The organism is Streptomyces sp. NPDC104371, assembly GCF_055583785.1.
Window position 1 is genome coordinate 1 of sequence record NZ_JBVJNF010000013.1, and the last position, 26,080, is coordinate 26,080.

The 26,080-nt window shown below is 70.7% G+C and carries 24 protein-coding genes, 1 rRNA gene and 1 pseudogene; 20 read left to right on the plus strand and 6 right to left on the minus strand.

Features of this window, described 5'->3' with window-relative positions; translation table 11 throughout:
- The first annotated feature begins 7 nt into the window (after positions 1-7).
- The 8 genes from rrf (at position 8) to ACZ60T_RS30375 (ending at position 6,535) form a co-directional block, all read left to right on the plus strand.
- A 5S ribosomal RNA gene (gene rrf, locus ACZ60T_RS30340) occupies positions 8-124 on the plus strand.
- Positions 125-278: 154 nt separating this feature from the next.
- Complete coding sequence (locus ACZ60T_RS30345) at positions 279-1,490, plus strand: MFS transporter (protein ID WP_469668825.1); 1,212 nt, start codon at positions 279-281, stop codon at positions 1,488-1,490.
- Complete coding sequence (locus tag ACZ60T_RS30350) at positions 1,441-2,613, plus strand: acetoin utilization protein AcuC (RefSeq protein ID WP_469668827.1); 1,173 nt, start codon at positions 1,441-1,443, stop codon at positions 2,611-2,613. The genes ACZ60T_RS30345 and ACZ60T_RS30350 overlap by 50 nt, the downstream gene beginning before the upstream one ends.
- Positions 2,614-2,762: 149 nt before the next feature.
- Positions 2,763-3,578, plus strand: coding sequence for a phosphatase (locus ACZ60T_RS30355; RefSeq protein WP_365633768.1), 816 nt, complete (start codon positions 2,763-2,765; stop codon positions 3,576-3,578).
- Between the two features lie 129 nt (positions 3,579-3,707).
- Entirely contained in the window at positions 3,708-3,920 is a 213-nt protein-coding gene (locus tag ACZ60T_RS30360) for a helix-turn-helix domain-containing protein (protein WP_004984898.1), read from the plus strand.
- Between the two features lie 143 nt (positions 3,921-4,063).
- Entirely contained in the window at positions 4,064-4,162 is a 99-nt protein-coding gene (locus tag ACZ60T_RS30365) for a 30S ribosomal protein bS22 (protein ID WP_003948845.1), read from the plus strand.
- Between the two features lie 250 nt (positions 4,163-4,412).
- Positions 4,413-5,474, plus strand: coding sequence for an NAD-dependent epimerase/dehydratase family protein (locus ACZ60T_RS30370; RefSeq protein WP_365633765.1), 1,062 nt, complete (start codon positions 4,413-4,415; stop codon positions 5,472-5,474).
- A gap of 14 nt (positions 5,475-5,488) precedes the next feature.
- The gene (locus ACZ60T_RS30375; RefSeq protein ID WP_469668829.1) at positions 5,489-6,535 is read left to right on the plus strand and encodes a lysophospholipid acyltransferase family protein; all 1,047 of its coding nucleotides are present in this window, start codon (positions 5,489-5,491) and stop codon (positions 6,533-6,535) included.
- Between the two features lie 88 nt (positions 6,536-6,623).
- Here ACZ60T_RS30375 and ACZ60T_RS30380 read toward each other — a convergent pair whose 3' ends face one another.
- From ACZ60T_RS30380 to ACZ60T_RS30390, 3 genes are all read right to left on the minus strand, one after another.
- Positions 6,624-7,862 (minus strand): DUF5667 domain-containing protein, encoded by a 1,239-nt coding sequence (locus ACZ60T_RS30380; protein ID WP_469668831.1) that lies wholly within the window; start codon positions 7,860-7,862, stop codon positions 6,624-6,626.
- A 372-nt stretch (positions 7,863-8,234) separates the two neighbouring features.
- Positions 8,235-9,014, minus strand: a complete 780-nt coding sequence (locus ACZ60T_RS30385; RefSeq protein ID WP_252424358.1) for an ECF subfamily RNA polymerase sigma factor, BldN family — start codon at positions 9,012-9,014, stop codon at positions 8,235-8,237.
- 382 nt (positions 9,015-9,396) lie between these two features.
- Entirely contained in the window at positions 9,397-10,338 is a 942-nt protein-coding gene (locus ACZ60T_RS30390) for an HAD family hydrolase (RefSeq protein WP_365633756.1), read from the minus strand.
- A gap of 183 nt (positions 10,339-10,521) precedes the next feature.
- On the opposite strand from ACZ60T_RS30390, the gene ACZ60T_RS30395 reads away from it, so the two are divergent.
- From ACZ60T_RS30395 to hemB, 6 genes are all read left to right on the plus strand, one after another.
- Complete coding sequence (locus ACZ60T_RS30395; protein WP_365633753.1) at positions 10,522-10,824, plus strand: glutaredoxin family protein; 303 nt, start codon at positions 10,522-10,524, stop codon at positions 10,822-10,824.
- A gap of 369 nt (positions 10,825-11,193) precedes the next feature.
- Complete coding sequence (locus tag ACZ60T_RS30400; protein ID WP_469668833.1) at positions 11,194-11,955, plus strand: redox-sensing transcriptional repressor Rex; 762 nt, start codon at positions 11,194-11,196, stop codon at positions 11,953-11,955.
- Entirely contained in the window at positions 11,952-13,679 is a 1,728-nt protein-coding gene (locus ACZ60T_RS30405) for a glutamyl-tRNA reductase (RefSeq protein WP_469668834.1), read from the plus strand. The genes ACZ60T_RS30400 and ACZ60T_RS30405 overlap by 4 nt, the downstream gene beginning before the upstream one ends.
- The gene (gene hemC, locus ACZ60T_RS30410) at positions 13,676-14,635 is read left to right on the plus strand and encodes a hydroxymethylbilane synthase (RefSeq protein WP_469668836.1); all 960 of its coding nucleotides are present in this window, start codon (positions 13,676-13,678) and stop codon (positions 14,633-14,635) included. The genes ACZ60T_RS30405 and hemC overlap by 4 nt, the downstream gene beginning before the upstream one ends.
- Entirely contained in the window at positions 14,632-16,323 is a 1,692-nt protein-coding gene (locus ACZ60T_RS30415; protein WP_365633740.1) for a bifunctional uroporphyrinogen-III C-methyltransferase/uroporphyrinogen-III synthase, read from the plus strand. The genes hemC and ACZ60T_RS30415 overlap by 4 nt, the downstream gene beginning before the upstream one ends.
- A gap of 146 nt (positions 16,324-16,469) precedes the next feature.
- Positions 16,470-17,462: a porphobilinogen synthase gene (hemB, locus tag ACZ60T_RS30420; RefSeq protein ID WP_365633737.1), complete on the plus strand. Its 993-nt coding sequence runs from the start codon at positions 16,470-16,472 to the stop codon at positions 17,460-17,462.
- Here hemB and ACZ60T_RS30425 read toward each other — a convergent pair.
- On the minus strand, positions 17,426-17,635 hold the full coding sequence (locus ACZ60T_RS30425; RefSeq protein ID WP_469668838.1) for a hypothetical protein: 210 nt from the start codon (positions 17,633-17,635) through the stop codon (positions 17,426-17,428). The genes hemB and ACZ60T_RS30425 overlap by 37 nt on opposite strands.
- Before the next feature lie 130 nt (positions 17,636-17,765).
- Positions 17,766-18,503 carry a DUF4232 domain-containing protein gene (locus ACZ60T_RS30430; protein WP_469668839.1) on the minus strand — a complete coding sequence of 246 codons (738 nt, stop codon included), beginning with the start codon at positions 18,501-18,503 and terminating at the stop codon, positions 17,766-17,768.
- Positions 18,504-18,715: 212 nt separating this feature from the next.
- On the opposite strand from ACZ60T_RS30430, the pseudogene ACZ60T_RS30435 reads away from it, so the two are divergent.
- Positions 18,716-18,961, plus strand: a pseudogene (locus tag ACZ60T_RS30435) (helix-turn-helix domain-containing protein); the annotation flags it as partial.
- A 242-nt stretch (positions 18,962-19,203) separates the two neighbouring features.
- Here ACZ60T_RS30435 and ACZ60T_RS30440 read toward each other — a convergent pair.
- Positions 19,204-20,721 (minus strand): hypothetical protein, encoded by a 1,518-nt coding sequence (locus ACZ60T_RS30440; RefSeq protein ID WP_469668966.1) that lies wholly within the window; start codon positions 20,719-20,721, stop codon positions 19,204-19,206.
- Between ACZ60T_RS30440 and ACZ60T_RS30445 the strand changes: the two genes are divergently transcribed.
- From ACZ60T_RS30445 to ACZ60T_RS30465, 5 genes are all read left to right on the plus strand, one after another.
- Positions 20,711-21,304 carry a hypothetical protein gene (locus tag ACZ60T_RS30445; RefSeq protein ID WP_365633797.1) on the plus strand — a complete coding sequence of 198 codons (594 nt, stop codon included), beginning with the start codon at positions 20,711-20,713 and terminating at the stop codon, positions 21,302-21,304. The two genes, ACZ60T_RS30440 and ACZ60T_RS30445, sit on opposite strands and share 11 nt — an antisense overlap.
- Positions 21,305-21,393: 89 nt before the next feature.
- Complete coding sequence (locus tag ACZ60T_RS30450) at positions 21,394-22,296, plus strand: SAM-dependent methyltransferase (protein ID WP_469668841.1); 903 nt, start codon at positions 21,394-21,396, stop codon at positions 22,294-22,296.
- A 78-nt stretch (positions 22,297-22,374) separates the two neighbouring features.
- The gene (locus ACZ60T_RS30455) at positions 22,375-23,286 is read left to right on the plus strand and encodes an SAM-dependent methyltransferase (protein WP_469668843.1); all 912 of its coding nucleotides are present in this window, start codon (positions 22,375-22,377) and stop codon (positions 23,284-23,286) included.
- Between the two features lie 375 nt (positions 23,287-23,661).
- Positions 23,662-24,441 (plus strand): hypothetical protein, encoded by a 780-nt coding sequence (locus tag ACZ60T_RS30460; RefSeq protein ID WP_469668845.1) that lies wholly within the window; start codon positions 23,662-23,664, stop codon positions 24,439-24,441.
- Between the two features lie 165 nt (positions 24,442-24,606).
- The gene (locus ACZ60T_RS30465; RefSeq protein ID WP_469668847.1) at positions 24,607-25,329 is read left to right on the plus strand and encodes a hypothetical protein; all 723 of its coding nucleotides are present in this window, start codon (positions 24,607-24,609) and stop codon (positions 25,327-25,329) included.
- Positions 25,330-26,080: the final 751 nt, after the last annotated feature.

Below are 26,080 nucleotides of genomic sequence, written 5' to 3' on the forward strand. Positions count from 1 at the left end.
ATAGTGTTTCGGTGGTTATAGCGTAAGGGAAACGCCCGGTTACATTCCGAACCCGGAAGCTAAGCCTTACAGCGCCGATGGTACTGCAGGGGGGATCCTGTGGGAGAGTAGGACGCCGCCGAACTAATATTGAGGAAACCCCGCACCTTTTGGTGCGGGGTTTCCTGCGTTTACGGACCAGTTTCCGGGCCCGACTGTCGTCGTCGCCCAGGTAAAGCTGAACAGAAATCATCTTCGCGGGTCTACCCGCTGGTAGCCCTGGGCCCTACGCTCCCGCCATGACAGATGTGCTGCGGCGTGGCAGAGCCCTCCTGGCGTTCAGCTTCTTCGCCCAGGGAGCCACCTTCGCTCTGCTGGTGACCCGTATCCCGGCCGTCCAGCGCCAGTACGGGCTCTCCGACACCCTGCTGCCCGTCGTCCTCGCCGCTGTGCCGATCCTCGCGGGCGTCGGCAGCGTCGGTGCCGAGCAGCTCGTCCGGCGGGTACGGCCCAGTCGGCTGCTGCGCTGGTCGCAGCCCGTCGTACTGCTCGCCCTGCTCGGCGTCGGGGCCGGTGGCCGGATGGCCGAACTGGCGCTCGCGCTGGGCGTGTTCGGGCTGGCCGTAGGGGCGCTGGACGCCTCCATGAACATGCTCGGGGTGAGCCTCCAGCGGTCCTACGGGCGCAGCATCATGCTCGGCTTCCACGCCGCGTACAGCCTCGGCGGGATCGTGGGCGCCTCGCTCGCGTGGGCGGGGGCGCACTGGCATCTCGCGCTGTGGGTCTCGTATCTGCCGGTCGTCGCCGTCCTGCTGCCCGCCACCTTCGTCGGCAGCCGCTGGTACGTCGACGGAGGCACGCCCGCGGCGGACGCCCAGGAGGCGACGGCCCGCCCGGTGGTGTTCCGGCTGCTGCTGCCGCTGTGCCTGGTGATGACCTTCGCGTACATCGGGGACTCGACCGTCTCCAACTGGAGCGCCAAGTACCTTCAGGACACCCTCGGGAGCTCGGAACAGCTCGCGACCGTTCCGTACAACATCTATATGGTCACCACGCTGCTCGGACGGTCCCTCGGGGACGTCGGGGTGCGGCGGTTCGGGGCCGCGGCTGTCGTACGGCTCGGGACGCTGGTGGCGGCGGCCGGGTTCGCCGTGGTGGCCGGCGCGCCCGCGGTCTGGGCCGGGATGCTCGGGTTCACCCTGCTGGGTCTTGGACTGTGCGTGCTCGTCCCGCAGACCTTCGCGGCGGCGGGGCGGCTGTTCCCCGAGGCGTCGGACGCGGCCGTCGCGCGCCTCAACATCTTCAACTACGTCGGGTTCCTGGTCGGTTCGCCCCTGGTCGGGGCGCTCGGGGACGCCTGGAGCTACCGGGGCGCCATGCTCGTACCGATGGCACTGGTCCTGGTGACTCTGGTCCACGTCCGCTCGTTCGCGCCGGGCGCGGACCGCTACGGTGACGACCATGAGCGGTCGCGCGCAACTGATGTGGGACGAGGCGGTAACGGGATATGACTTCGGTCCGGACCATCCCATGGACCCGGTGCGGCTCGCGCTGACCAGGAGGCTCGTCGACGCCCTCGGCCTGGACCGGCATATCGAGGTGGTCGCGGCCAAGCCCGCCGGTGACTCCACGCTGCGGCTCGTGCACCGCGAGGACTACGTCCAGGCCGTGAAGGCCGCCTCCGCCGACCCGGCGGGCGCCGATGTGGCGTACGGACTCGGGACGGTGGACGACCCCGCCTTCGCCGGGATGCACGAGGTGTCGGCGCTGATCGCCGGGCAGTCGGTGGCGGCGGCCGAGGCGGTGTGGCGCGGGGACGCCCTGCACGCCGTGAACTTCGCCGGAGGGCTGCACCACGCGATGCCGGGCGCGGCCTCCGGGTTCTGTGTCTACAACGACGCCGCGCTCGCCATCGCCCGGCTGCTGGAACTGGGCGCGCAGCGCGTGGCGTACGTGGATGTGGACGTCCACCACGGGGACGGGGTGCAGGCCGCGTTCTGGGAGGACCCGCGGGTCCTCACCGTCTCGCTGCACGAACATCCGCGCACCCTCTTCCCGCAGACCGGGTGGCCGCAGGAGACGGGCGCCCCGAACGCGGAGGGCAGCGCCGTGAACCTGGCGCTGCCGGCCGGGACCGCGGACACCGGGTGGGTGCGGGCCTTCCACGCCGTCGTGCCGGAGCTGCTCGCCGACTTCCGGCCACAGGTGCTGGTCACCCAGCACGGCGCCGACACCCATGTCGAGGATCCGCTCGCGCATCTCGCCGTCTCGCTGGACGCGCAGCGGGCCGTGCAGAGCGCCTGTCACGACCTCGCGCACGCGTACGCGGACGGCCGTTGGGTCGCGCTGGGCGGCGGCGGGTACGCGGTCGTGGACGTCGTACCGCGCTCCTGGACGCATCTGGTGGCCATCGCGGCCGGGCGGCCGGTCGCCCCGGAGACCGTGATCCCCGAGAGCTGGCGGCAGGAAGTGTACGCGCGGACCCGGCAGTTGGCGCCCGCGCGGATGACGGACGGCCGCTGGCCGGTGCCCTACGCGGACTGGCAGGCGGGGTACGACCCGGCGGACCGGCTGGACCAGGCGGTGATCGCCACCCGCAAGGCGACGTTCCCGCTGCGCGGGCTGCTGGCCTGAGCCCTGTCGCGACCCCTGTCGCGAACGCCCCATCACCCGCCCACGCTTGCCGTCCCGGCCGCCGCGCAGGATCGCACGATTACGCCAACTGTGGGGCGCTTCCCGCATTTTGCCCACCCTGCCTCGGCAACTGGGCCAGCATCGCGGACGTGTTGAGCTCCGGAGCGCTGCGTGCGCATCTGCTGGCCGCCAAGCTGGCCGGGCCCGTGGCCACTTCGCGCGAGAAGAGCCTGCGCAGCTATCGGCTCTTCGCCGCCCGCGACCCCCGGGTCCTGATCGGACTCGATCCCGAATGGACGTGGGGGCAGCGGGATGTGATCGCGTTGATGGCGGACAAGTGCGGGGTCTCGCCCGATCCCCGGCATACGGCCGGCCGGGACATGATCGACCCCGAGCGTACGCTGGAGGGCCTCGACGCCTTCGCCGAGCGGATCGGCAGAGCCGCGCGGGACGGCTCCCCGGTCCTGCTGGGCACCGGCCATCCGCACCGATTGCTCGGCTTCTACGCCGCACTCGCGGACGCTTTGTCGACGGCTGGATGTACTGTCCTCACCCCAGCGCATGGTCGCTGTATCGACATAACGACCCGGTTCGGTCTACGTACCTACGCTCTCGATTACGTACGAGGAGTCGCATTCGTGCGCAAACCGGGGCGTGAAGCCGCCGGTTGTGAGCCCGGCGCACATACGCACTCACCGCTCCCGGTTCGCAGTGTGCTGGCCGCCGCGGCGGAGGCCGGAGGGCCGCTTCCACGGCTGGTCATCGGGGACCACGGATGGGTCTGCGGGGCAGGTCAGCTCGGGTTCGAGACGATCGGTCTCGCCGATACGGACGATCCCGCGCTCTTCGTCGGGGAGGCAGAGGGGCGGGTGTCCGTCGTCGTTCCGCTTGATGACGCTGTGCGGTCTGCTTACTACGGACCGCTTACTCGCTATGTACTCAATCGAGCGTGTCTGTCACAGTAGGCCGCGGATGCCATCCCCTCTTCCCCACTTGCATCACCCGCCCCTAGTCTGGGGAGTGAGCACGCAACGACGAAGAGTCACCGGAAGGGGAAGCCGGTGGCCGTCGAGTGCGGAAGGTTCAGGTGTGTCATGGCTGCTGCTGGCGAGAGGCCTCTGAACGAGGTTCAGTTCCTGACCGTGGCGGAAGTCGCCTCGGTGATGCGCGTGTCGAAGATGACCGTGTACCGGTTGGTGCACAGCGGTCATCTGCCGGCGATCCGGGTGGGGAGGTCCTTCCGGGTGCCGGAGCAAGCGGTTCACGAGTACCTCCGCGAGAGCTATGTGGGGGTGGAGACGGCCTGACGGCGGGCCCGGCGGGGCCGTTCTCGGCCCCCCGGATCACCTCGATTACAACCTCAGCGCTCGGGCGGGTAGGCTAGCCCCTCGTAGGTCGTGTGGGCCCATGGCGCCCAGCACCGAGTGATGAGAAGTGAGCGAGGGTAGTCGTGGGCTCTGTTATCAAGAAGCGGCGCAAGCGGATGGCCAAGAAGAAGCACCGCAAGCTGCTCAAGCGCACGCGCGTTCAGCGTCGCAACAAGAAGTAAGGCACTGCCCCGCGAGGGGCATCCTTGCTCGTTGCGCGCAGCGCACACCATGGCCCCCCACCACCGGTGGGGGGCCATGGGCGTTTCCGGCGGCCCGCGCCGATGAGGCAAATGGCTTGCTCTGTACGTCCGCCATCGGGCTGTCGTCCCCGCGCGACACCGACCCGCTAAGTTGGCCGCACACGGGGTACACGGCAGGGCCGCGCCCGTGCGGAAGCGGTGTGCCAGGACGGGAAGAGAGGCGCTGATCTTGGGGCAGGTCGTGCTCGTGACCGGGGTGGCCCGTCGACTCGGGGGCCGGTTCGTACGACGGATCCAGCACGACCCCGAGGTCGACCGGGTCATCGGCGTGGACGTGGTCGAGCCCGAGCACGGCCTGGGCGGCGCCGAGTTCGTCCGGGCCGACATCCGCCGGCCCGCCATCGCCCGGGTGCTCGCCGAGCACTCCGTCGACACGGTCGTCCACATGGACGTGACCGGCACCCCGCTGGGCAGCGGCAGCCGGGCCACGGTCAAGGAGACCAACGTCATCGGCACCATGCAGTTGCTGGGCGCCTGCCAGAAGTCCCCGACCGTCGCACGGCTCGTCGTGAAGTCCAGTACGAACGTGTACGGATCCGCGCCCCGCGACCCGGCGGTGTTCACCGAGACGACCCCGCCCAAGTCCCTGCCCAGCGGCGGCTTCGCCAAGGACACCGTCGAGGTCGAGGGCTATGTACGGGGGTTCGCGCGGCGGCGGCCCGATGTCGCCGTCTGTGTGCTGCGCTTCGCCAACATCCTTGGTCCGGACGCCGATTCGCCGCTCGCCTCGTACTTCTCGCTGCCGGTCCTGCCCACCGTCTTCGGCTACGACCCGCGGTTGCAGTTCGTGCACGAGGACGACGTCATCGACGTGCTGCGGATCGCCTCGCACGAGCCGCGGCGGGGCACGCTCAACAGTGGCACGTTCAACGTCGCGGGCGAGGGGGTGCTGCTGCTGTCGCAGTGCGCGCGGCGGCTCGGGCGGCCCACCGTGCCGCTGCTGCTGCCCGCGGTGACCTGGGTGGGCTCGGCGGTGCGCAGCGTGGGCATGACGGACTTCTCGCCCGAGCAGATCCGGCTGCTCACCCACGGCCGGGTCGTGTCGACGGACCAGATGCGCGAGACTCTCGGCTTCGAGCCGGCCTACACGACCGCGGAGACCTTCGCGGACTTCGCGCGCAGCCGCGGCCCCGGACTGCTGCCCCCGGAGGCCCTCGCGGCAGCCGTCGACCGGATCGCCGGGCTGCCCGCCCTGGGCGGTGGCCACCCCCCGACGCAGAGCGCCAACTGAGGAGCGCAGCAACGATGGCGGACGCCAAGGTCATTCCGTTCGACGACGACCGGTCCCGCGGGGCTGCCGCGCAGCGGTCGCAGCGGCGCCGGAGCGCGGGGAGCCGGCGCTCGGGCGAGCCTGCGGCGGTCCGTGAGGTCCAGCCGCTGCGCGGCGGGGCGGCCCCGCAGGATGATGGGGGTGTGACAGGCGAGAAGAAGCCGCCGGTGCGCCCGCGGGAGTCGGGCGTGGAGCGGCGCGTCGCCGAGGGCCTGGCGTTCCTGCGCCGACGGCTCACGGGCGACTACGAGGTCGACGACTTCGGCTACGACGAGGAGTTGACCGACCACGTTCTGATGTCGTTGCTGCGGCCGTTGTACGAGAAGTACTTCCGGGTCGAGGTGAAGGGCGTCGAGAACATCCCGGCCAAGGGCGGGGCGCTGATCGTCGCCAACCACTCCGGGACGCTGCCGCTGGACGGCCTGATGCTCCAGGTCGCCGTGCACGACCACCACCCGGCCGAGCGCCATCTCCGGCTGCTCGCCGCGGACCTGGTCTTCGTGCTGCCGGTGGTCAACGAACTGGCCCGCAAGGCCGGTCACACCCTGGCGTGCGCGGAGGACGCCCAGCGGCTGCTGGAGCGCGGCGAACTGGTCGGGGTGATGCCGGAGGGCTTCAAGGGCATCGGCAAGCCGTTCAGCGAGCGCTACAAGCTCCAGCGGTTCGGGCGTGGCGGCTTCGTGTCCACGGCCCTGCGCGCCGGGACGCCGATCGTGCCGTGCTCGATCGTCGGGGCCGAGGAGATCTACCCGATGATCGGCAACGCGAAGACCGTGGCCCGGGTGCTGGGCTTCCCGTACTTCCCGATCACGCCGACGTTCCCGTGGCTGGGCCCGCTGGGGGCGGTGCCGCTGCCGACGAAGTGGACGATCCAGTTCGGCGAGCCGATCCACACGGAGAGCTATCCGCCGGAGGCCGCCGAGGATCCGATGCTGATGTTCAATCTGACGGACCAGGTCCGCGAGCAGATCCAGCACACGCTGTACAAGCTGCTGGTGCAGCGCAGATCGGTCTTCTTCTGAGCGGCCTTCTTCTGAGCCGGTCTCCGCGATGTCGTACGAGGACGGGGCGCCCCCTTTCGCCTGGGGGCGCCCCGTCCTCGTACGAGCCCTACCTGTTGTCCTCGCTGTTGATGCCCAGGCCCGGCAGCAGGCCGGGGAGCAGCGGGGGCAGGGTCACCTGCGGGTCGGGCGCGGTGCTCTTGCTCGGTGACGGCGTGCTGCCGCCGGTGGTGTCCTTCGGCGGGTCCAGCAGGCCGCCCGTGCCACCGCCGAGCAGACCGCCGTCGCCGCTGGTGGACGAGGACGGCTCGGGTTCGCCGCTGACGTGGCCGCCGGTGGGGCTGCCGCCGGTGGCGCTGGGCGTCGGGCTGTCCGCGCCGGTGGAGCCGACGGGGGCGGTGGGCTTGCTGTCGGAGCCCTGCTGCCGCCCGGGGCTGCGCTGCGACGAGGGCCGCGGCAGCAGCGACTGGAGCGGGGCGACCTCTTGGTCTATGGCGTCGAACACCGACGAGACCTGCTGACTGACGTCACCGAGCTGGACGGGCAGCCGGTCGCGCAGGGCGCCCCAGGCCTCGCGGTGGGACGCGGAGAACGTGGAGAGGGCCTGGATGGGGGCGAGGGAGCCGTCCCGCTTGTAGGCGTCGTGCAGCAGGCGGTGGCCCTCGGAGGCGTCGCGCTGCATGCCGGAGAGCGTGCGGCGGATCTCGCCGATGGACTCGTGGTCGAGCTGACCGCCGCGATCGCGCTCCATCAGCCTGCGGGCTTCGCTGAGCCGCGTGGACGCCTGGTCCAGATAGACCCGTCCTCGCGCGTTGTCGCCGTCGGCCATGCCGAGCTTGACGTCCTCGATGCCGCGTTTGAGGCCGTAGAGCGTGTCACCGGGCAGGGCGTCGGAGCTGGCGGCGGCCACACCGCCGAAGGAGGCGGCGGCCACCCCCACGCTGAGCCCGCCCGCGGCCAGGCCTTTGGTGAGCCGGGTACGGGGCCGCAACTTCCCGAGCGGGCTCGCCCGATGGGCGCCCCGGCCCCGGTGGGGCCGCTGCTGGGGCACCGACGGTCCTGCCGCCTCGCCGCCCGCGGCCGTGCCCTCCTGGAGCATGGCCTCCATCGCGGCCACCAGCCGCGCGCGCTGGGCGACCTTGACCTCGGGGCTGAGCGCCGGTTTGGGCAGTTCGCCGAGCCGGGTCGCGAGGCCCAACAGGGGGGTCTGGTCGGTCCGTTCCGCGGCGGCCGGGGCCGGATCCGGCCCCGCGGACCACTCGGCCGCCGTGCCCCGGTCGTCGGACTGGTCCTCCAGAGCCTGGGCGAAGGCGTTCGCCCGCCGGTGCGCCGATACGTTCGCGATCACTGGCGGCACCTCCTCTCGTCATGACGGTCGGACTCCCCAGGGGATCCTGAGGGTTGCACGCCCCGATCGCTGCCACACGATCGAGTGATCGAGGGTAGCGGGGGAGTGACCACAGGGAGCCTGTATCCCGCACAACGAGCGGCTCGGCACTTCGGTTACGGACTGCGGAGTGCTGGGGTGAGGAATCAACTACTGGGTATACGCGCTGAGTTGACGAACCCTCAGTGGCTGCGGACGCGGACCGGGGGCGGTCCGGCGCAGGTGCGTGGGGCAGGGGATACGGGACGGCTCGATGCGGGTGCGCGCGGCGGCGCGGCGTGAGCGCGCGCGGTGCGGCGGTGTCGGGCGCCTGGGGTGCGGGCGCGCGGGGTATCAGCGGGCGTCTTCGGGCAGGAGCCGGGCGAGGGTGCGGACGGCGCGGTACTGGAGCGTCTTGATCGCGCCCTCGTTCTTGCCCATCACCCGCGCGGTCTCGGCGACGGACAGACCCTGGAGGAAGCGGAGCGTCACGCACTCCTGCTGCTGGGGGTTGAGCCGTCGTACGGCCTCGAGCAGCGCGGCGTTGGAGAGCGACTCGAGGACGGAGTCCTCGGGCGAGCGCTCGACCTCGTTGGCGTCGAGCATCTCCCCGGTGGTCACTTCGAGCCGGAAGCGGCTGGACTTGAAGTGGTCCGCGACGAGGTTGCGGGCGATGGTGACGAGCCAGGCGCCGAAGTCGCGGCCCTGCCAGGTGAAGGTGCCGATGCGGCGCAGGGCGCGCAGGAAGGTCTCGCTGGTGAGATCCTCCGCGGTCGCCTTGCCGCCCACCCGGTAGTAGATGTAGCGGTACACGGTGTCGCTGTACTGGTCGTACAGGCGCCCGAAGGCGTCCGCCTCGCCGGCCTGGGCGCGCTCGACCAGCTCCATCATGCGGGCGCTGTCGCTGTCGGCGGCCGGGCGGCGGGCCGTGGTGGCGGTGGAACCGGCGGAGCGGCTCCGTCTGCCGCCGACCGTGGTGCTGCCGTCGGCCAGGGCGTAGCACGGGCCGACGGGTGCGGCGGTGGCGAAGGCGGGTACGGCGTACGCGGTGGGGACGAAGCCGCGCAACAGGTCGCGGACCGTTGCGCGCAGCGTAGCCAGGCCCGAGGTGTCAACCCCGACGTGTGGGTACACGGGACTCCCAGAGGCAGAGCTTCCATCACGTGCAGTGCGGGACCGTTCACCCGTCGTGGCGACGGAGGGGTACCGGAATGCGTCTGAGGAGAATAACGCTTAGTACAGGGGGCACTACGCCCAGTTGCTCAAATCATCGATTACGTCGCTTCCGTAACCGATTGACGCCCATTCAAATGCCGCAGACTGATCGGTTGTTGACCGAAAGAGTTCGTCTTCCGTCTGAGTGCAGGGTGTGTTGTGTTCGGGGCGCGGTTGACGGGGGCTCAGGAGAGGCACGGCCTCGGGGTCCGGGGTTGTGTGCGGAGGGTGAAGACCCGTCAGCGGATTCAGCCCGAACGGCCCAGTGGCCCCGTGCGGCCGGGGCGGTCGCGGCGCGGTGTCAGCGGCGGCGGCGGTGCAGGGCGATCGCCGCCGCCGTGCCGCCCGCGACCGCGCCCACACCGGCCGCGGCCGGCAGGCCGACCTTGGCCGCCTTGCGGGCCGTGCGGTAGTCGCGCAGCCGCCAGTCGTGGGCGCGGGCGTGCTTGCGGAGCTTGGCGTCCGGGTTGATCGCGTAGGGGTGGCCCACCAGCGACAGCATCGGGATGTCGTTGTGGGAGTCGCTGTACGCCGCGCAGCGGGCGAGGTCCAGGCCCTCCGCCGCCGCCAGCGCGCGGACGGCCTCCGCCTTGGCCGGGCCGTGCAGGGGTTCGCCGACCAGCCTGCCGGTGTAGACGCCCTCGACGGACTCCGCCACCGTGCCCAGCGCCCCGGTCAGGCCCAGACGGCGGGCGATCACCGTGGCGATCTCGACGGGCGCGGCCGTGACCAGCCAGACACGCTGGCCCGCGTCCAGGTGCGCCTGGGCCAGCGCGCGCGTACCCGGCCAGATCCGCTCGGCCATGTACTCGTCGTAGATCTCCTCGCCGATCGACATCAGCTCGGCGACGCGATGGCCCTTCACGATCGACAGCGCGGAGTCGCGCGCGTCCTGCATGTGCTCGGGGTCCTCCACCCCGGCCAGCCGGAACCACGCCTGCTGCCACGCGAACTTCGCCAGCTCGCGGGTCTCGAAGAACTGCCTCTTGTACAGGCCGCGGCCGAAGTGGAACAGCGCGGCGCCCTGCATCACGGTGTTGTCGAGGTCGAAGAACGCGGCGGCCTTCTCGTCGCCGAGAACCGGGAACGGGGCCTCCTCGGCGGAGGCGTCCTGGGGGGTGGTGTCCGGGGAGGTGGTGTCCTGTGAGGACTTGCGCGCTGCCTCCGCAGAGGCCTCGCCTGCCAACACGCTCCGCGCCGTGGCGGAGCGCCTACGGGGAGTGAGCCATCCGAGAGCGGCCATGCCGTGAGCATAGCCAGTCCGTTCCGCGCGTCCGGTGCCGAGAGGTTCGCGGGCTGTGAACTCTGGGTGTCCGTGTCGTTTCCGGGCTCGGGCCGGGGTCGTACCGCGTCGTCGCCCGGTAGGGCCGGACGGGTGCGGGTTGCGGCCGGTTGGCCCCGCGTCTTTCCGCCCGGTCGAGCGAGAATGGCCGACATGAGTCCCCTCTTCCGGCGGGAGCCCGCCCAGAAGGCCCGGAACGCCCAGGCTGCCCGGGATCATCTCGTCACGCTCATCCGCAAGCCCGGCTGCCATCTGTGTGATGACGCACAGATCGTCATCGAGAAGGTCTGCGGCGAGTTGGGCGTCCCCTGGGAGCAGAAGGACATCACCCAGGACGAGGAGCTGCACCGTGAGTACTGGGAGCAGATCCCGGTCGTCCTGATCGACGGCGCGCAGCACACGTTCTGGCGCGTGAACGAGGACCGCCTGCGCAAGGCCCTCGCCTAGCCTCCGGGTCGCCCCGGTGGCCACCCGGAGATCCTCTCCGGCGGTCGCTCCAGCGGTCGTTCCGATGCCGCCGCGGAACTGACCGAGCAGTCCAAGTGGCCCGAAAGTCGCTTAGGATCGATGGTGATCGGTCTCGGGGGCGTGGATTGTTGAGGAGAGTGTGCGGTTTTGCCCCCAGAACGACAGGGACGCAGGTGCGCGTGCGCCGGTTCCGAAACAGGGCGCCGAACGCGCGTGACCCCGGTCACGTTGGCCGGGCAAATCGGACACCATCTTTGTGCACGCGTTCACAAAGACATAGCCTGCTTTCGACGGGGCGGTCTGGGGACGTATGACCGCCTACAGCCCCGCTCTACCCGCAGGAGCACCGTGGCAACTGGCCGAACTCACCGACCGGCGACCCGCAGCCGAGGAATCCCCGAGGCCACCGTCGCCAGGCTTCCGCTGTACCTCCGAGCACTGACCGCGTTGTCGGAGCGCTCGGTCCCCACGGTCTCCTCCGAGGAGCTGGCCGCGGCGGCGGGGGTCAACTCAGCGAAGCTGCGCAAGGACTTCTCCTACCTCGGTTCCTACGGGACCCGCGGCGTGGGCTACGACGTCGAGTATCTCGTGTACCAGATCTCCCGCGAACTGGGCCTGACCCAGGATTGGCCGGTTGTGATCGTCGGTATCGGTAACCTCGGCGCGGCGCTGGCCAATTACGGCGGGTTCGCCTCCCGTGGCTTCCGGATCGCGGCGCTCATCGACGCGGACCCGGCGATGGCCGGGAAGCCGGTCGCGGGCATTCCGGTCCAGCACACGGACGACCTCGAGAAGATCATCAAGGGCAACGGCGTGTCGATCGGGGTCATCGCGACCCCGGCGGGCGCCGCCCAGCAGGTCTGCGACCGGCTCGTGGGTGCCGGTGTGACCTCCATCCTGAACTTCGCGCCGACCGTGCTGTCCGTCCCGGACGGCGTCGACGTGCGCAAGGTCGACCTCTCCATCGAGCTGCAGATCCTCGCCTTCCACGAGCAGCGCAAGGCGGGCGAGGAAGCGCTGCCCGACGGGCTGCCGGCCTCCGCCGCCGCTGACCGGGAGTCCACCGACAAGGGACCCGACGGGGACGTTCCCGCCGTGATGCCGGCATGAGTCTTCTCGTTGTCGGGCTGAGCCACCGCAGCGCTCCGATCAGCGTCCTGGAGCGGGCCGCGCTGGCCACGGACGCCCAGGCCAAGCTGGTCCAGGACACGGTCGCCGCCGAGCCGGCCACCGAGGCCGCGCTGCTCGCCACCTGCAACCGCATCGAGCTGTACGCCGACGTGGACAAGTTCCACGCCGGTGTCGCCGAGCTGTCGACCCTCCTCGCCCAGCACAGCGGCGTCGGCCTCGACGAGCTGACCCCGTACCTCTATGTGCACTACGAGGACCGGGCCGTCCACCACCTGTTCTCCCTGGCCTGCGGGCTCGACTCCATGGTCGTGGGCGAGGGACAGATCCTCGGCCAGATCAAGAACTCCCTGGCCGCCGCGCAGGAACGACACACCGCGGGCCGACTGCTGAACGACCTGTTCCAGCAGGCCCTGCGGGTCGGCAAGCGCGCCCACTCCGAGACGGGCATCGACCGCGCCGGACAGTCGCTGGTGACCTTCGGCCTGGAGCAGCTCTCCGCCGGTACGACGGTCGAGACCTGGGCCCGGGGCAAGCGGGCCCTCGTGATCGGCGCCGGTTCCATGTCCTCGCTGGCCGCGGCGACCCTCGCGCGCGCCGGTATCACCGAGGTCGTGATCGCCAACCGCACCTTCGAGCGTGCCGAGCGGCTCGCGCAGATCCTCACGGAGGCCGACGACACCGACGTGCTGGCGCGCGCCGTGCCGATGGAGAGGGTCGCGGACGAGCTGGCCCAGGCCGATGTAGCGGTGTCCTGTACGGGCGCGACCGGCGTGGTTCTCACGGCCGACGCGGTCGCCACCGCGCTGGAGGGACGCGTGGCGGGTCAGGTGACCCCGCTCCTCCCCGCGCCGGGCGGTGCCCCCGAGACCGTCCCCGCGAGCCCGGCCGGTCAGGACGAGTGCCCGGTCGACCTGTCCGCGGTGCAGCGCACCGCCGGCTTCTCGGTGCTCGGCGAGGCCGCCGTCGCCGGGATGGCGGCCACCGAGCTGGAGCAGCACGCCGCCTGGGTGGACAAGGGCGTCGAGCCGCGCGGCAACCGCGCCGCCGCCGGGTCCACCGTGCTCGACCCCGAGGCCGACACCGACGCGATCAACGCGCTGGTCGCGACCGTCGCCGCCACCGGCCGGGTCCCCGAGCGCCGCGGCCCCGAACCGGTCGAGATCCCTCGCCCCGCGCCCGCGCTCGCGCTGCTCGACCTCGCCATGCCGCGGGACATCGACGCGGCCGTGCACCGGCTGTCCGGCGCGCGCCTCGTCGATATCGAGTCGCTGGCCGACGCCTCCGCCGACGCGCCGATGGCCGCCGACGTGGACCTCGTACGACGCATCGTTTCCGACGAGGTCGCCGCGTTCGGCGCCGCCCTGCGCGCCGCGCACATCACGCCCACCGTCGTCGCGCTGCGCACGATGGCCGCCGACGTGGTGGCGAGCGAGATCGCGCGCCTTGAGGGACGGCTGCCCGACCTCGACACCAAGCACCACGCCGAGATCACGCAGACCGTACGACGCGTCGTGGACAAGCTGCTGCACGCGCCGACCGTGCGGATCAAGCAGCTCGCGGCCGAGCCCGGCGGCGCCGGGTACGCGGACGCGCTGCGCACCCTGTTCGACCTCGACCCCGAGACGGTCGCCTCCGTCTCCCGGGCCGAGGACACCGAGAACGACACGAACACCGAGAACGCCAAGAACCGAGGGCGAGCATGAGTGAGCAGGCACTGAGGCTGGGGACCAGGCGCAGCAAGCTGGCCATGGCCCAGTCCGGTCAGGTCGCGGACGCCGTGACCCGGGTGACCGGACGGCCCGTCGAGCTCGTGGAGATCACGACGTACGGCGACATCTCCCGCGAGCACCTCGCGCAGATCGGCGGCACCGGTGTGTTCGTGGCGGCCCTGCGCGAGGCGCTGCTGCGCGGCGAGGTCGACTTCGCCGTGCACTCCCTCAAGGACCTGCCGACCGCGCAGCCGGAGGGCCTCGTACTGGCCGCCGTGCCTGTGCGCGAGGACCCGCGCGACGTGATCGTGGCGCGTGAGGGCCTGAAGTTCGCCGACCTGCCCAGCGGGGCCCGCATAGGCACCGGCTCGCCGCGCCGCATGGCGCAGTTGAACGCGTACGCCCGTACGCACGACCTCAGCATCGAGACGGTCCCGATCCGGGGCAACGTCGACACCCGCATCGGATACGTCCGCAGCGGCGAGCTGGACGCGGTGGTCCTCGCCGCGGCCGGACTGACCCGTCTCGGGCGTCTCGAGGAGGTGACCGACTTCCTGTCGGTCGACACCGTTCTGCCCGCCCCCGGCCAGGGGGCACTGGCGATCGAGTGTGCTGCGCGGAACGCGGAGCTGATCGCCGCGCTCGCCGAGCTCGACGACCCCATCACCCGGGTCGCCGTGACCGCCGAGCGGTCCCTGCTCGCCGCCCTGGAGGCCGGTTGCAGCGCCCCTGTGGGCGCGCTGGCCGACCCTCTGGCCGACGGGCAGACTGTCAAGGAAATGCGCCTGCGCGGCGTCGTCGGCCGGCCCGACGGTTCCGCGCTGGTGCAGATGTCCACCACCGGTCCCGTGCTCGAGTCGCACGACCAGGCGATGGCGCTCGGCAGCGAACTCGCCGCCGAGATGCTCGCCAAGGGCGCGGCCGGTCTGATGGGGGAGCGAGCACATTGAGCCCCACCACCCTTCCCGCCGGCCTCGACCACGGGCACGTCACCTTCCTCGGTGCCGGACCCGGGGATCCGGGACTTCTCACACTGCGCGCCGTGGAGGCGCTGGCGAACGCGGACGTTGTCGTCGGCGAGCACGATGTGCTCGACGTGGTGCGTACGCATGCCAAGGTCGGCGTCGCCGTCCTTGACACGGACACGGCCCCCTCGACGGGCACGGGCGCACCTCAACTCGCGGTTGTCGGCGGTGAGTCGACTCCCGCTGCCCCTGCGCCGAGGGATGCCGCACATCTTGTCATGGAGGCAGCGCGGGGTGGCAGGCGGGTCGTCCGTGCGGTGACCGGGGACCCCGGCCTCGACGCGTACGCGGCCGAGGAGATGCTCGCGTGCGCCGCGGCGGGTATTCCGTTCGAGGTCGTCCCGGGCGTCGCCACCGCCGTGGGTGTGCCCGCGTACGCGGGTGTGCCGCTGCGGGGCGAGGGCGGCACGGACGTCCGGTTCCTGGACGCCCGGACCGCTTCGGACCGCTGCTGGACCGAGGTCGGCGCCTCCGACTGCACGGTCGTGGTCTCCACGACGCTGGACTCGGTGGCCGCCGCCGCCGGGGAACTGGTGGCCGCGGGCCGCAAGCCGGACACCCCGTTGACGGTGACGGTCGCCGGTACGACGACCCGGCAGCGCACGTGGTTCGCGACGCTCGGCTCGATCGCGCAGACGCTGAAGCAGGCGAAGGTCCTGCCGTCCCCCGAGGGCGGCCGACCGGTGATAGCCGTGGTCGGTGAGCGTTCCGCCGCCGCGCGGCGCGACCAGCTCTCGTGGTTCGAGAGCAAGCCGCTGTTCGGCTGGAAGGTCCTCGTCCCGCGGACGAAGGAGCAGGCGGCCTCGCTCTCCGAGCAGTTGCGCTCGTACGGGGCTGTGCCGCACGAGGTGCCGACGATCGCCGTCGAGCCGCCGCGTACGCCCCAGCAGATGGAGCGGGCGGTCAAGGGCCTGGTGACGGGCCGCTACGAGTGGATCGCGTTCACCTCGGTCAACGCGGTGAAGGCGGTCCGGGAGAAGTTCGAGGAGTACGGCCTCGACGCGCGCGCCTTCGCGGGCATCAAGGTGGCCGCGGTCGGCGAGCAGACGGCGAACGCGCTGATCGCCTTCGGCGTGAAGCCGGACCTGATCCCCTCCGGGGAGCAGTCCGCCGCCGGGCTGCTGGAGGACTGGCCGCCGTACGACCCGGTGTTCGACCCGATCGACCGTGTCTTCCTGCCGCGCGCCGACATCGCCACGGAGACCCTGGTGGCCGGTCTGATCGAGCTGGGCTGGGAGGTCGACGACGTCACGGCCTACCGGACCGTGCGCGCCTCGCCGCCGCCGGCCGAGACCCGTGAGGCGATCAAGGGCGGTGGCTTCGACGCGGTCCTGTTCACGTCGTCGTCGACGGTCCGGAACCTCGTGGGCATCGCGGGCAAGCCGCACAACGTGACGGTGATCGCCTGTATCGGCCCGGCGACCGCGAAGACGGCCGAGGAACACGGCCTGCGCGTGGACGTCATGGCGCCCGAGCCGTCGGTCCACAAGCTGACGGAGGCGCTCGCGGACTTCGGCCTCAAGCGGCGTACGGCCGCCCTGGAGGCCGGGGACCCGGTGACCCGGCCGAGCGAGCGGCGGCCGGGGGCGCGCAGGCGCCGCTCCAGCACCTGAGGCTCATGAAGAGGAAGGGCGTCCCCGGTCTGCGGGGGCGCCCTTCCCGCTGTGGTCCCGCGCAGGTCACGGGGGAGAAACCGGTGGTTTCCGGTCCGACGTCGCGTCGGCAAAAGGACCCCCGGGGCGGGCGTAGCGTAGGTGGCATGACGAAGTACGGATCCTTCCCCGGTACCCGTCCCCGGCGGCTGCGCACGACGCCCGCCATGCGCCGTATGGTCGCCGAGACCCGGCTCCACCCGGCCGACTTCATCCTCCCCGCCTTCGTGCGGGAAGGCGTCAGCGAGCCGGTGCCGATCGAGGCCATGCCGGGGGTCGTGCAGCACACCCGCGACAGCCTGAAGAAGGCCGCGCTGGAGGCCGTGGAGGCCGGAATCTCCGGGATCATGCTGTTCGGCGTGCCCGAGGAGTCGAAGAAGGACGGCGCCGGTACGGCGGGCACCGACCCGGACGGGATCCTCCAGGTCGCCCTGCGCGACGTACGGGCCGAGGTCGGCGACGACCTGCTCGTCATGTCCGACCTGTGCCTGGACGAGTTCACCGACCACGGTCACTGCGGTGTCCTCGACGCCGACGGCCGGGTCGACAACGACGCCACGCTGGAGCGGTACGCCGAGATGGCGCAGGTGCAGGCCGACGCGGGCGCGCACATCGTGGGCCCGAGCGGGATGATGGACGGCCAGATCGGCGTCATCCGCGACGCGCTGGACCAGATCGGGCGCGAGGACGTCTCGATCCTCGCCTACACCGTGAAGTACTCCTCGGCCTTCTTCGGGCCCTTCCGGGAGGCCGTGGGCTCCTCGCTGCGGGGTGACCGCAAGACCTACCAGCAGGACCCCGCCAACGTGCGCGAGTCGCTGCGGGAGCTGGCGCTCGACCTGGAGGAGGGCGCGGACATGGTGATGGTGAAGCCCGCCGGGCCTTACCTCGACATCCTCGCGCGGGTCGCCGACGCGTCGGACGTGCCCGTCGTCGCGTACCAGATCTCCGGTGAGTACTCGATGGTCGAGGCCGCCGCCGAGCGGGGCTGGATCGACCGGGACCAGGCGATCCTGGAGACCCTGACCGGCATCAAGCGGGCCGGTGCCAACAACATCCTCACCTATTGGGCCGTCGAGGCCGCGCAGAAGCTGCGCTGAGACACACCGTCGCCGCAGGGCCCGTCCGTCGTCACCAGAGACCTGGAGACGACGGACGGGCCTTCGTCGCGTACGCCCTGACCGTTCTGGCAGCCCGTCGTGAGGGCGGCGGTCGCGGCGACCACGAGCACCGTGGCGGCGAGCAGTTGGGTACGGGCGCTGCGTACGGGCATGGGTGGTCCCTCCCTGTGGACCGGAGAGGGGCCCGGTGCGGGCCCCTCGGTGGTGCTGAACGGCTGGACGGTCGGCGGGATCGGCGGGGGCGGCCGGATCGGTCACGGCCCTCGGTCACTCCGCCCCCGGTCAGAAGTCCACGGCCGGGGTCATGGTGCTCTGCCAGTAGGAGACCGTGAGCTTGTCGTCGACGTAGACGCCCTTGGCGGGCAGGGACACCGTGGAGATCGAGCCGTCGTCGAACGGGATGGTCAGCGTGGAGACGGTGTGGCCGTTCTCGCCGTCGCCGCTGGACAGGATGACCCCCGCGTATCCCGACTCGCCCGGCGCCAGCGTCGTCACCGCCTGCGGCTGGGTGTCCTCGGCCACCGGCGGCACCGACTGCGCCTCGCCGAAGCGCGCCGCGGGGTAGGCCGGCAGCATGCACGTGGTCGAACCGGTGTTGGTCGCCGTCAGAAGCAGGTGGTTGATGGGGCGGGGCGGCTCGGCCGCGGTGATGCGCAGGCTCTTGGCACCGCACTTCCCGATCTTCCCGGAGGCCGTACCGCTCTGCGAGCCGCTGCCGCTGCCGGTGCCCTTCGAACCGCCGGAGCGGGAAGCGGAGTTGGCGCCGTTGGTACCGGTCGAGCCCTGGGCATTGGTGGAGCCGCTGGAACCGTTGCCCTCGTGCGAGGACGGGGCGTCGGAGGGCTGCTGGCCCTGCGCGGTGGAGGTGGCGGTGACGGACGGGGAGGAGCCCGCTCCGTTCGTGTCCTCGTCGCTTCCGTTGCACGCGGTCAGGGACAGGGCGGCGGCGATCGAGAGCGCGGTGACCGCGAACAGACGGGTGCGGGAGGTGCGGGCGGTGCGGAGGGTGCGTGCGGACATGGGAGTGCCTTTCGTACGGAGTGCTGGGGACCGGCTGCTCGACCTGGTGGCGGGAGCGCCGTGCTTGCTTGGACACCACCTTGTGGGAGGATCCGTCCCAGGGGCCAGCAGTACGGGAACATGCGGGACGCTGGAACGCCGGGAACGGCTCTGACCTGGGGAAACATCAACCACCTGGGACGCTGTCCAGGGATCTGGGGAGAGGGAGAACGGTGGCGGGGGACGACTTCGCGGAGCTGCTGCGCGAGTTGAAGGAACGGTCCGGGCTCAGTTACGGGGCGTTGGGCAAGCGTCTGCACATGAGCGCGTCCACCGTGCATCGGTACGTCAGCGGCGAGGTCGTACCGACGGACTACGCCCCCGTCGAACGACTGGCCCGCGTCTGCCGGGCGAGACCGGACGAGCTGCTCGAACTACACCGCCGCTGGGTCCGCGCGGACGCGCTACGGGGTTTGAAGAGCCCGGAGAACACGAGGACCGGGTCGGGGACGAGCGGGAGCGGACCGGCCACCGGCCAGGGGTCCGCACCGGAGCCGAAGCGCACGGCGAGGACGGGCCCGAACTCGGGCCTGAACTCGGGCCTGAACGCAGGCCCGTTGCGCGCCTCGAACGCGGCCTCGAACCCGACCTCGACCTCGGGTCAGGGCTCGGGCCCGAACTCAGATCAGGGGTTGGCTCAGGGCTCGGGCCCGAACTCGGGTCAGGGCTCGGCCTCGAGCGCGGCCCAGGACGTCGGCTTGGATTCGGCTTCGGACGCGCCCCCGAGCGCGGGCCCGAATCCGGACCTGAACGCTGCCCAGAGCTCGGGCCTGGACGCGGCCTCGAACTTGGGCTTGAACTCGGGCTCGGATGTGGCCCCGAGCGTGGGCCCGAACTCGGCCTTGAGCGCGGCCCAGGACGTCGGCTTGGGCTCGGCTTCGGACACGGCCCCGAGCGCGGACCGGGACGCGGGCCCGTTGCGTGCCCCGAACTCGGCCTCGAACTCAGGCCTGGATGCGTCGTCGAGCGAGGCCCGGAACGTCGGCCTGGACGCGGCTCCGGACGGGGCCTTGAACGGGGGCCCGCACTTGGCTCCGAACGCGGTGCCGGACTCGGGCCCGGATTTGGCCCCGGACGCGGGCTTGAACGCGGCCCGGAACGTCGGCATGGACGCGGGCCTCGTGTGTGACCCGGACTCGGCCTCGAATTCGGGCCGGAACTCAGGCCTGGACGCGGGCTCGGACGGGTCCCTGAACGTGGGCCCGAACCCAGCCACGACCCCGAGCCCGAGCGCGGCCCCGAACTTGCGCTTGAACTCGGGCTTGGGCTCGGCCCCGAACGTGGGCTCGGACTCAGGCCTGGACGCAAGCTCGAACCTGGGCCCGAACTCGGCCTTGGATGCGGGCCCGAACTCGCCCTTGGACTCGGGCTTGGACTCGACCTCGAACGTAGGCCGGGACGCGGGCTCGTTGCGTGCCCCGAACTTCGCCCCGAGCGCAGGCCCGAGCGTGGGCTCGAACGCAGCCCTGAACGCGGGCCCGGACTCGGCCCCGAACTCGGGCCTGGACTCGGGCTCGTTGCGTGCCCCGAACCCCGCCCCAAGCGCAGGCCCGAGCGTGGGCTCGAACGCGGTCCCTAACACGGCCCCGAACTCGCCCTTGGACTCGGCCTCAAACGTGCGCCCGGACGCGGGCTCGTCGCGCGCCCCAAACTCCGCCCCGAGCGCGGACCCAAGCGCGGGCTCGAACTCGACCCTGAACGCGGCCCTGGGTTCGGGCCAGAACCCGGGCCAGAACTCCGGCTCAGACTCAGCCCCGTTGCGTACCCCCGAGTCAGACCCGGCCTCGGCCTCGGACCCGGACCCGGACCCCGTACACGACCCCGCCCTCGATCTCGCGCCCTCCACGCCTCCCGGACGCACCCCTCGCAAGCGCCCCACCGCTCTGCTCGCTGGTGTCGGGATCGTTGCGGTTGCCGCGGCGACGGCCCTCGTGGTGAATCTGGTTCCCGGGCATGCCGATCGGCCCGAAGTGTCCCGGGACGCCGCAGCGAGCGTCGTCGGCACGTCGTCCGCGCCGCGGACCAGCCGGTCGTCGGCCAGTCCCACGGCGAGTGCGTCACCGTCGACCTCGCCGACCCGGCAGCGGACCACCGCTCCGAGCGCCGACGCCCCCTCCGTCACCCCGTCCCGCAGCCCGCGCACCGCGAACACCGCCGGGTCGGGCGCGGTGCCGGTCACGGTCGCCACCACCCCGTACTACTGGAACGTGCCCTGCGACCAGAGCTTCCTGGTCGACCGGAGCCCGCAGAACGTGCCGCCGCCGCCCGCGCAGCAGGACGTGGTCGGCTGGAGCACCGCGCTCGGCGCGGTCGCCGCCGACCACCAACTGGTCGCGCTCACCGTGCAGGGCACCGGCGCGGACACCGTCGTACTCCAGGCGCTGCACGTACGCGTGGTGAGCAGCGACGCGCCCCTGACCTGGAACAGCTACGCGATGGGCAACGGCTGCGGCGGCGGGGTCGACACCAAGTCCTTCGACGTGTCGCTCGACCTCGGCAACCCGCTCGCGCACCCCATCGGCGGGCAGCGCGACTTCCCGTACAAGGTGAGCGAGTCCGACCCCGAGGTCTTCTACGTCAACGCGCACACCAGCGGGCACGACGTCCGCTGGTATCTCGAACTGGACTGGTCGAGCGGCACCCGCCGCGGCACCGTACGCGTCGACGACCACGGTCAACCGTTCCGCACCAGCGGCGCCGGGAAGCCGGACTACGTCTATCCGCTGGGCGGCAGCGCCTGGGAGGTCCCGCTCGGGGGCTGAGTGGCCCTGGTTCGTCACTGCGGACGGCATCAAGTCGCCCTGGAGGCTAGGTTGTTGACCACCAGTCGTAGCTTCCAGGGAGACGCCTTATGCCCGGTGATGCCCTCCACCACGATCCTGCCGAGGTGAGCGGGAGGATCGATACGACGAAACCCCATCCGGCCCGGGTCTACGACGTCCTGCTCGGCGGCAAGGACCACTACCCGGTCGACCGGCAGGCGGCGGCCGCGGCCTTCGCCGACCACCCCCGCGGCCATCTCACCGCCCGGCACAACCGGGACTTCCTGCGCCGCGCGGTCACCACGCTCGTCCGGGACGAGGGCATCCGCCAGTTCCTGGACATCGGCGCCGGTCTGCCCACGGCGGAGAACGTCCACCAGATCGCCCAGCGCATCGCCCCCGACGCGCGGGTGGTGTACGTCGACAACGACCCGATCGTGCTCGCGCACGCGCGTGCCCTGCTCACGAGCAGCCCCGAGGGTCGTACCGACTACATCGACGCCGACTTGAAGGATCCGGCGCGCATCCTCGAAGTGGCCGCGAAGACCCTGGACTTCGACCAGCCGATCGCGCTGTGCCTCGTCGCGGTGCTGCACTTCATCGAGGACGAGACCGCCTACGGCGTCGTCCGGGAGCTGCTGGACGCGCTGCCCCCGGGGAGCCGCCTTGTCCTGAGTCACTTGGCGGACGACCTCAACCCGGAGCGGAGCGCCCAGGTGGCGCAGTCGTTCCGGAAGAGCGGGCTGACTTTCGTACTTCGGTCACGGGAGAAGGTGGAACGGTTCTGCACCGACAACGGGCTGACGCTCGCCGAGCCGGGCGTGGTTCCCGTCCACCGCTGGCGGCCCGACGGCGCGGCGCCCGTGCTCCCGGCCCCGGACCCCGAGCGGTTCGCCGCCCTCGAGTTCGTCGACCGGCTCAAGTACCACGACATCAACGACGTCACGGACGAAGACATCAGCGTCTACGCGGCGATCGGCCACAAGCCCTGACCGCCCACCGGCCCCGAACCGAACGAGGCCCCGACGACCCCCGGCTTCGACAGCCCCGACCCACTCACGGAGACACCCATGCCCGGTGATGCCCTCAGCCACGACCCCGCCGAACTGCGCAGGAGGATCGACACCACCAAGGCCCACCCCGCCCGGGTCTACGACGTCTTCCTCGGCGGCAAGGACCACTACTCGGCCGACCTCGCGGCAGCCGCCGCCGGACTCGCCGCCAACCCGCGCGGCTATCTCGACGTACGGCACAACCGCGACTTCCTGCGCCGGGCCGTGACCACGCTGGCCGAGCAGGACGGCATACGCCAGTTCCTGGACATCGGCACGGGTCTGCCCACGGCGGAGAACGTCCACCAGATCGCGCAGCTGATCAGTCCGGACGCGCGGGTGGTGTACGTCGACAACGACCCGATCGTGCTCGCGCACGCGCGTGCCCTGCTGACGAGCAGCCCCGAGGGTCGTACCGACTACATCGACGCCGACTTGAAGGACCCGGCGCGCATCCTCGAAGTGGCCGCGAAGACCCTGGACTTCGACCAGCCGATCGCGCTGTGCCTCGTCGCGATCCTCCACTTCGTCGAGGACGAGGACGCCTACCCGCTCGTGCGCGAGCTGGTCGACGCCCTGCCCGTGGGCAGCCGACTGGTTCTCAGCCATCTCACCGAGGACCTGAACGCCGAGAACATCCGCGCGGTCCAACGCACGTACACCGAACGCGGATTCGCCTTCGTACTGCGGTCCGAGGCGGAGGTGGAGCGCTTCTTCACCGACAACGGGCTGGAACTCGCCGAGCCGGGCATCGTCCCCGCCCACCACTGGCGCCCCGACCACGCCGCCCCGGTCCCGGCACAGCCCGAACCGGCGTACCTGGACACGCTCGAGGACATCGAGAAGGTCCGCTACCACGACATCAACGACGTGACAGACGCCGACATCAACGTGTACGCGGCTCTGGGACACAAGTCAGCGACGACATGAGGAAGCGGTGAGGACGGTCCCATCTTCCGGGAACGGTCCGAGGACGCTTCCGCCCTCGGACCGTTCCCGCCCTCACGTCACTACGCGGTCCCGCGGACCTGCGGTGTCAGAGTGCCCCAGGGGCGGTACAGCGGCTCGGACATGGACCAACTCCCCGATTACGGTACGAGATTCACAAGCCCACCACACGGCGGACTTCGGTGACGCGGGGGATGGTTACGCCAGCCGCGGTCGCCGTCGGCCACAACAGCGAGCGAGCCGCCCTGGCCGCGCGCGGCCAGCAGGCCATCCTCTGAAGCCTGTTCGGTGCCGGCGGCATCGGCGTCACCGCCGCGCTCGTGAACACCTTCTACAACATGACCAAGTGAGGCAGCGGTGAGTGAGAGCAAGACCCACAAGGCCCGGCTCACGCTCGCCGTGATCGGTGTTCTCGTGGCCAGTGCACTGGTCGGCGGCGGTATCACCGCGGCGGTGATGCTGGGGGGTGACGACACCAAGAAGGGCTTGGACAAGGCGGCGGCCTCCTCACCTGCCCCCTCGCCGTCGAAGTCCATCCGGCTGTTCAATCCGGATATGACCCCTGAGAAGGGACGCAAGGTCAACCTGATCGCGCCCACAGGGCAACGAGGAGGGGCCTCGACAGGCTTCCCGCATACGCTGTACGGCGCGATCTCCGCAGTTTCGTACTTTTTGGAGGAGTACGCCTTCCTGGACGATCAGAAGGCGCATCAGCAACTAGGAGTCGTTACGTCTCCGGATGCCGACGGCTACATCGACGAACAGATCTCCCAGGTTCGCAAGCTGCGAGAGAACGCGGGCCTGTCGCCCTCTGGCGGTACCCCGGCGGGTATCACCGTCCGAACCAGCGTGAACGCTGTCCGTGCACGGTTGCTGGTGGATCCCGGCCTTGCGCGCGGTGACGTGCAGTCCGTGTGGGTCAACTACGACCGCTACGCAATCAAAGCCGACGGAGCCCCGGACGCGGACCCGCTCAAGAACCAGTTGACCCAGTTCATCGTCAAGTGGCAGAACGGCGGCTGGAAGTTCACCAACGAGGCCAAATACCAGAACCAGCACGACTTCCCAGTCACGTACGAGCCGGACTCAGCATGGGCGTGGGCGGACGGCTGGTGGCAGGTGCGGCATGCGGACTGACTGCCGCCGGATCAGCAGCCCACTACTGGTGCTTCTGGCCTTGCTGATGTCCGGAGGTGGCAGGCTGATCACACCCGCGCCTGCGATCGCCGCGCCGCGCCCGACTACGGGAGTTGCGCACCTGGGTGGAATGGCTGCGGTACACGGCATCGATGGGTACGCGAGATGCTTCCCGCGCTGTTCCTGGGCTGGCTGCGCACGTATGAGGGAGACAAAGACTCAGGGCGTGAACTGGCTGAGGCGGACTGGAGCAACGCAGTGCACGCGTTCCGCCCGTATCTGAATCTTTCGGCCTGCGTCGGCGGCCGTCAGGAACCACCTGCGCCGCCCCTGCTGACCCCCTCGCATATTCATCATATGTATCTGCACCAGGAGGAAACAGATATGAACGAGCAGGCGCGCGAATACGCGTACTTCGTTGAAATGCACCGGGGCTACACACCGGCGCGTGTGGATGGTCTGTGGCGTAGGCAAGGCGAGGGCGGGTGGGAGTACCTCTCGCTCCTCGACTGGGAGTGGCACCCGGTCGGCGAGGCGGGCCGGGTGCCGCATCCACCGGCAAGCGCCCTTGAGCCGGTGTCAGACGAACGCGCGGCGGAGCTGGAAGCCGACCGGCAGGGGTGGGTCACCTACTGGGCGGTCTACGAGACCGAGTGTGATCGCCTCGAAGGAGAGAAGCCGTCCACGGTGATGCGTCGGCGACGGAGCCCTGAGCGTGTGGCAGATGAGGTCTTTTCGGCCAGGGGCACGTGGGAACCCACCGCGACCGTCTATGAGTTCATGCATGGCCGGTCTTCGGACACCGTCGACCTTGCTGAAGTTTCGGCTGCGGAGGCGGAGGCGATCGTTCAAGAGATCAGTGGGGTTTCGGGGGCGACTGAACTGTGAATGCGGATGGCGCCTGGCGAGGGTGAGGGGCCGGAGAGCCTCACACTCACTCAGGCCCAGTACGAGACCGTCCAGTCTGCCTGGAACCGGGCCGCCCAGGCACGTGGAGAACTCGATGAAACCATGCGTGCTCTGCGCGGCGCGGTAGCAGGGCACGGCGGCGTGCTGGTGGGAGACGCGCAGGCTGAAAGGGCGCAGGAAGTCGCCTTCTCACTGAAGGGCCTTGACTCCTTTCGGTGCCAGGTTGCGGCAGGGCTCGCCGCAAGACGAAGCCTGGGCGTGCTTCTGCGCAGCACGAACGACCTCAACCGCTACCGCTGCTTTCCCAACCGGAGAACTACACACAAGCGACCCAGGAGGTGTATGCGTGTCTCGCAGGTATGGGCTCCGAGCCCGTACAGGCTAGGCCGAACTCCGTGAGCGAAACGCCAGGAAATCGGGGGCATCGGCCGTACCGCAGGAACTCGTCGAGCGGGCCAGGACCGCGGCCGTGGAGGACGTCACCCATGCCCACGAGGTGGCACGGGCTGCGCACAAGCAGGTGCGGGAGATCAACCGCCGTATCGAGCAAGCCTTCTGGGAGACCGAGCGTCGTGCCGGTCTCACCCCGCAGCAGCGACAGGCCGAGCAGGCGAAGCCGTCTGCTGCGAGGCAGCCGGTCCAGATCCCGCAGGAGCGCCCCCCTGCACTCAGGAATCCTCCTGCGGACGGACCCTCTCGCGGCGGAGTCTCGCTCTGACGTCTCCGGCAG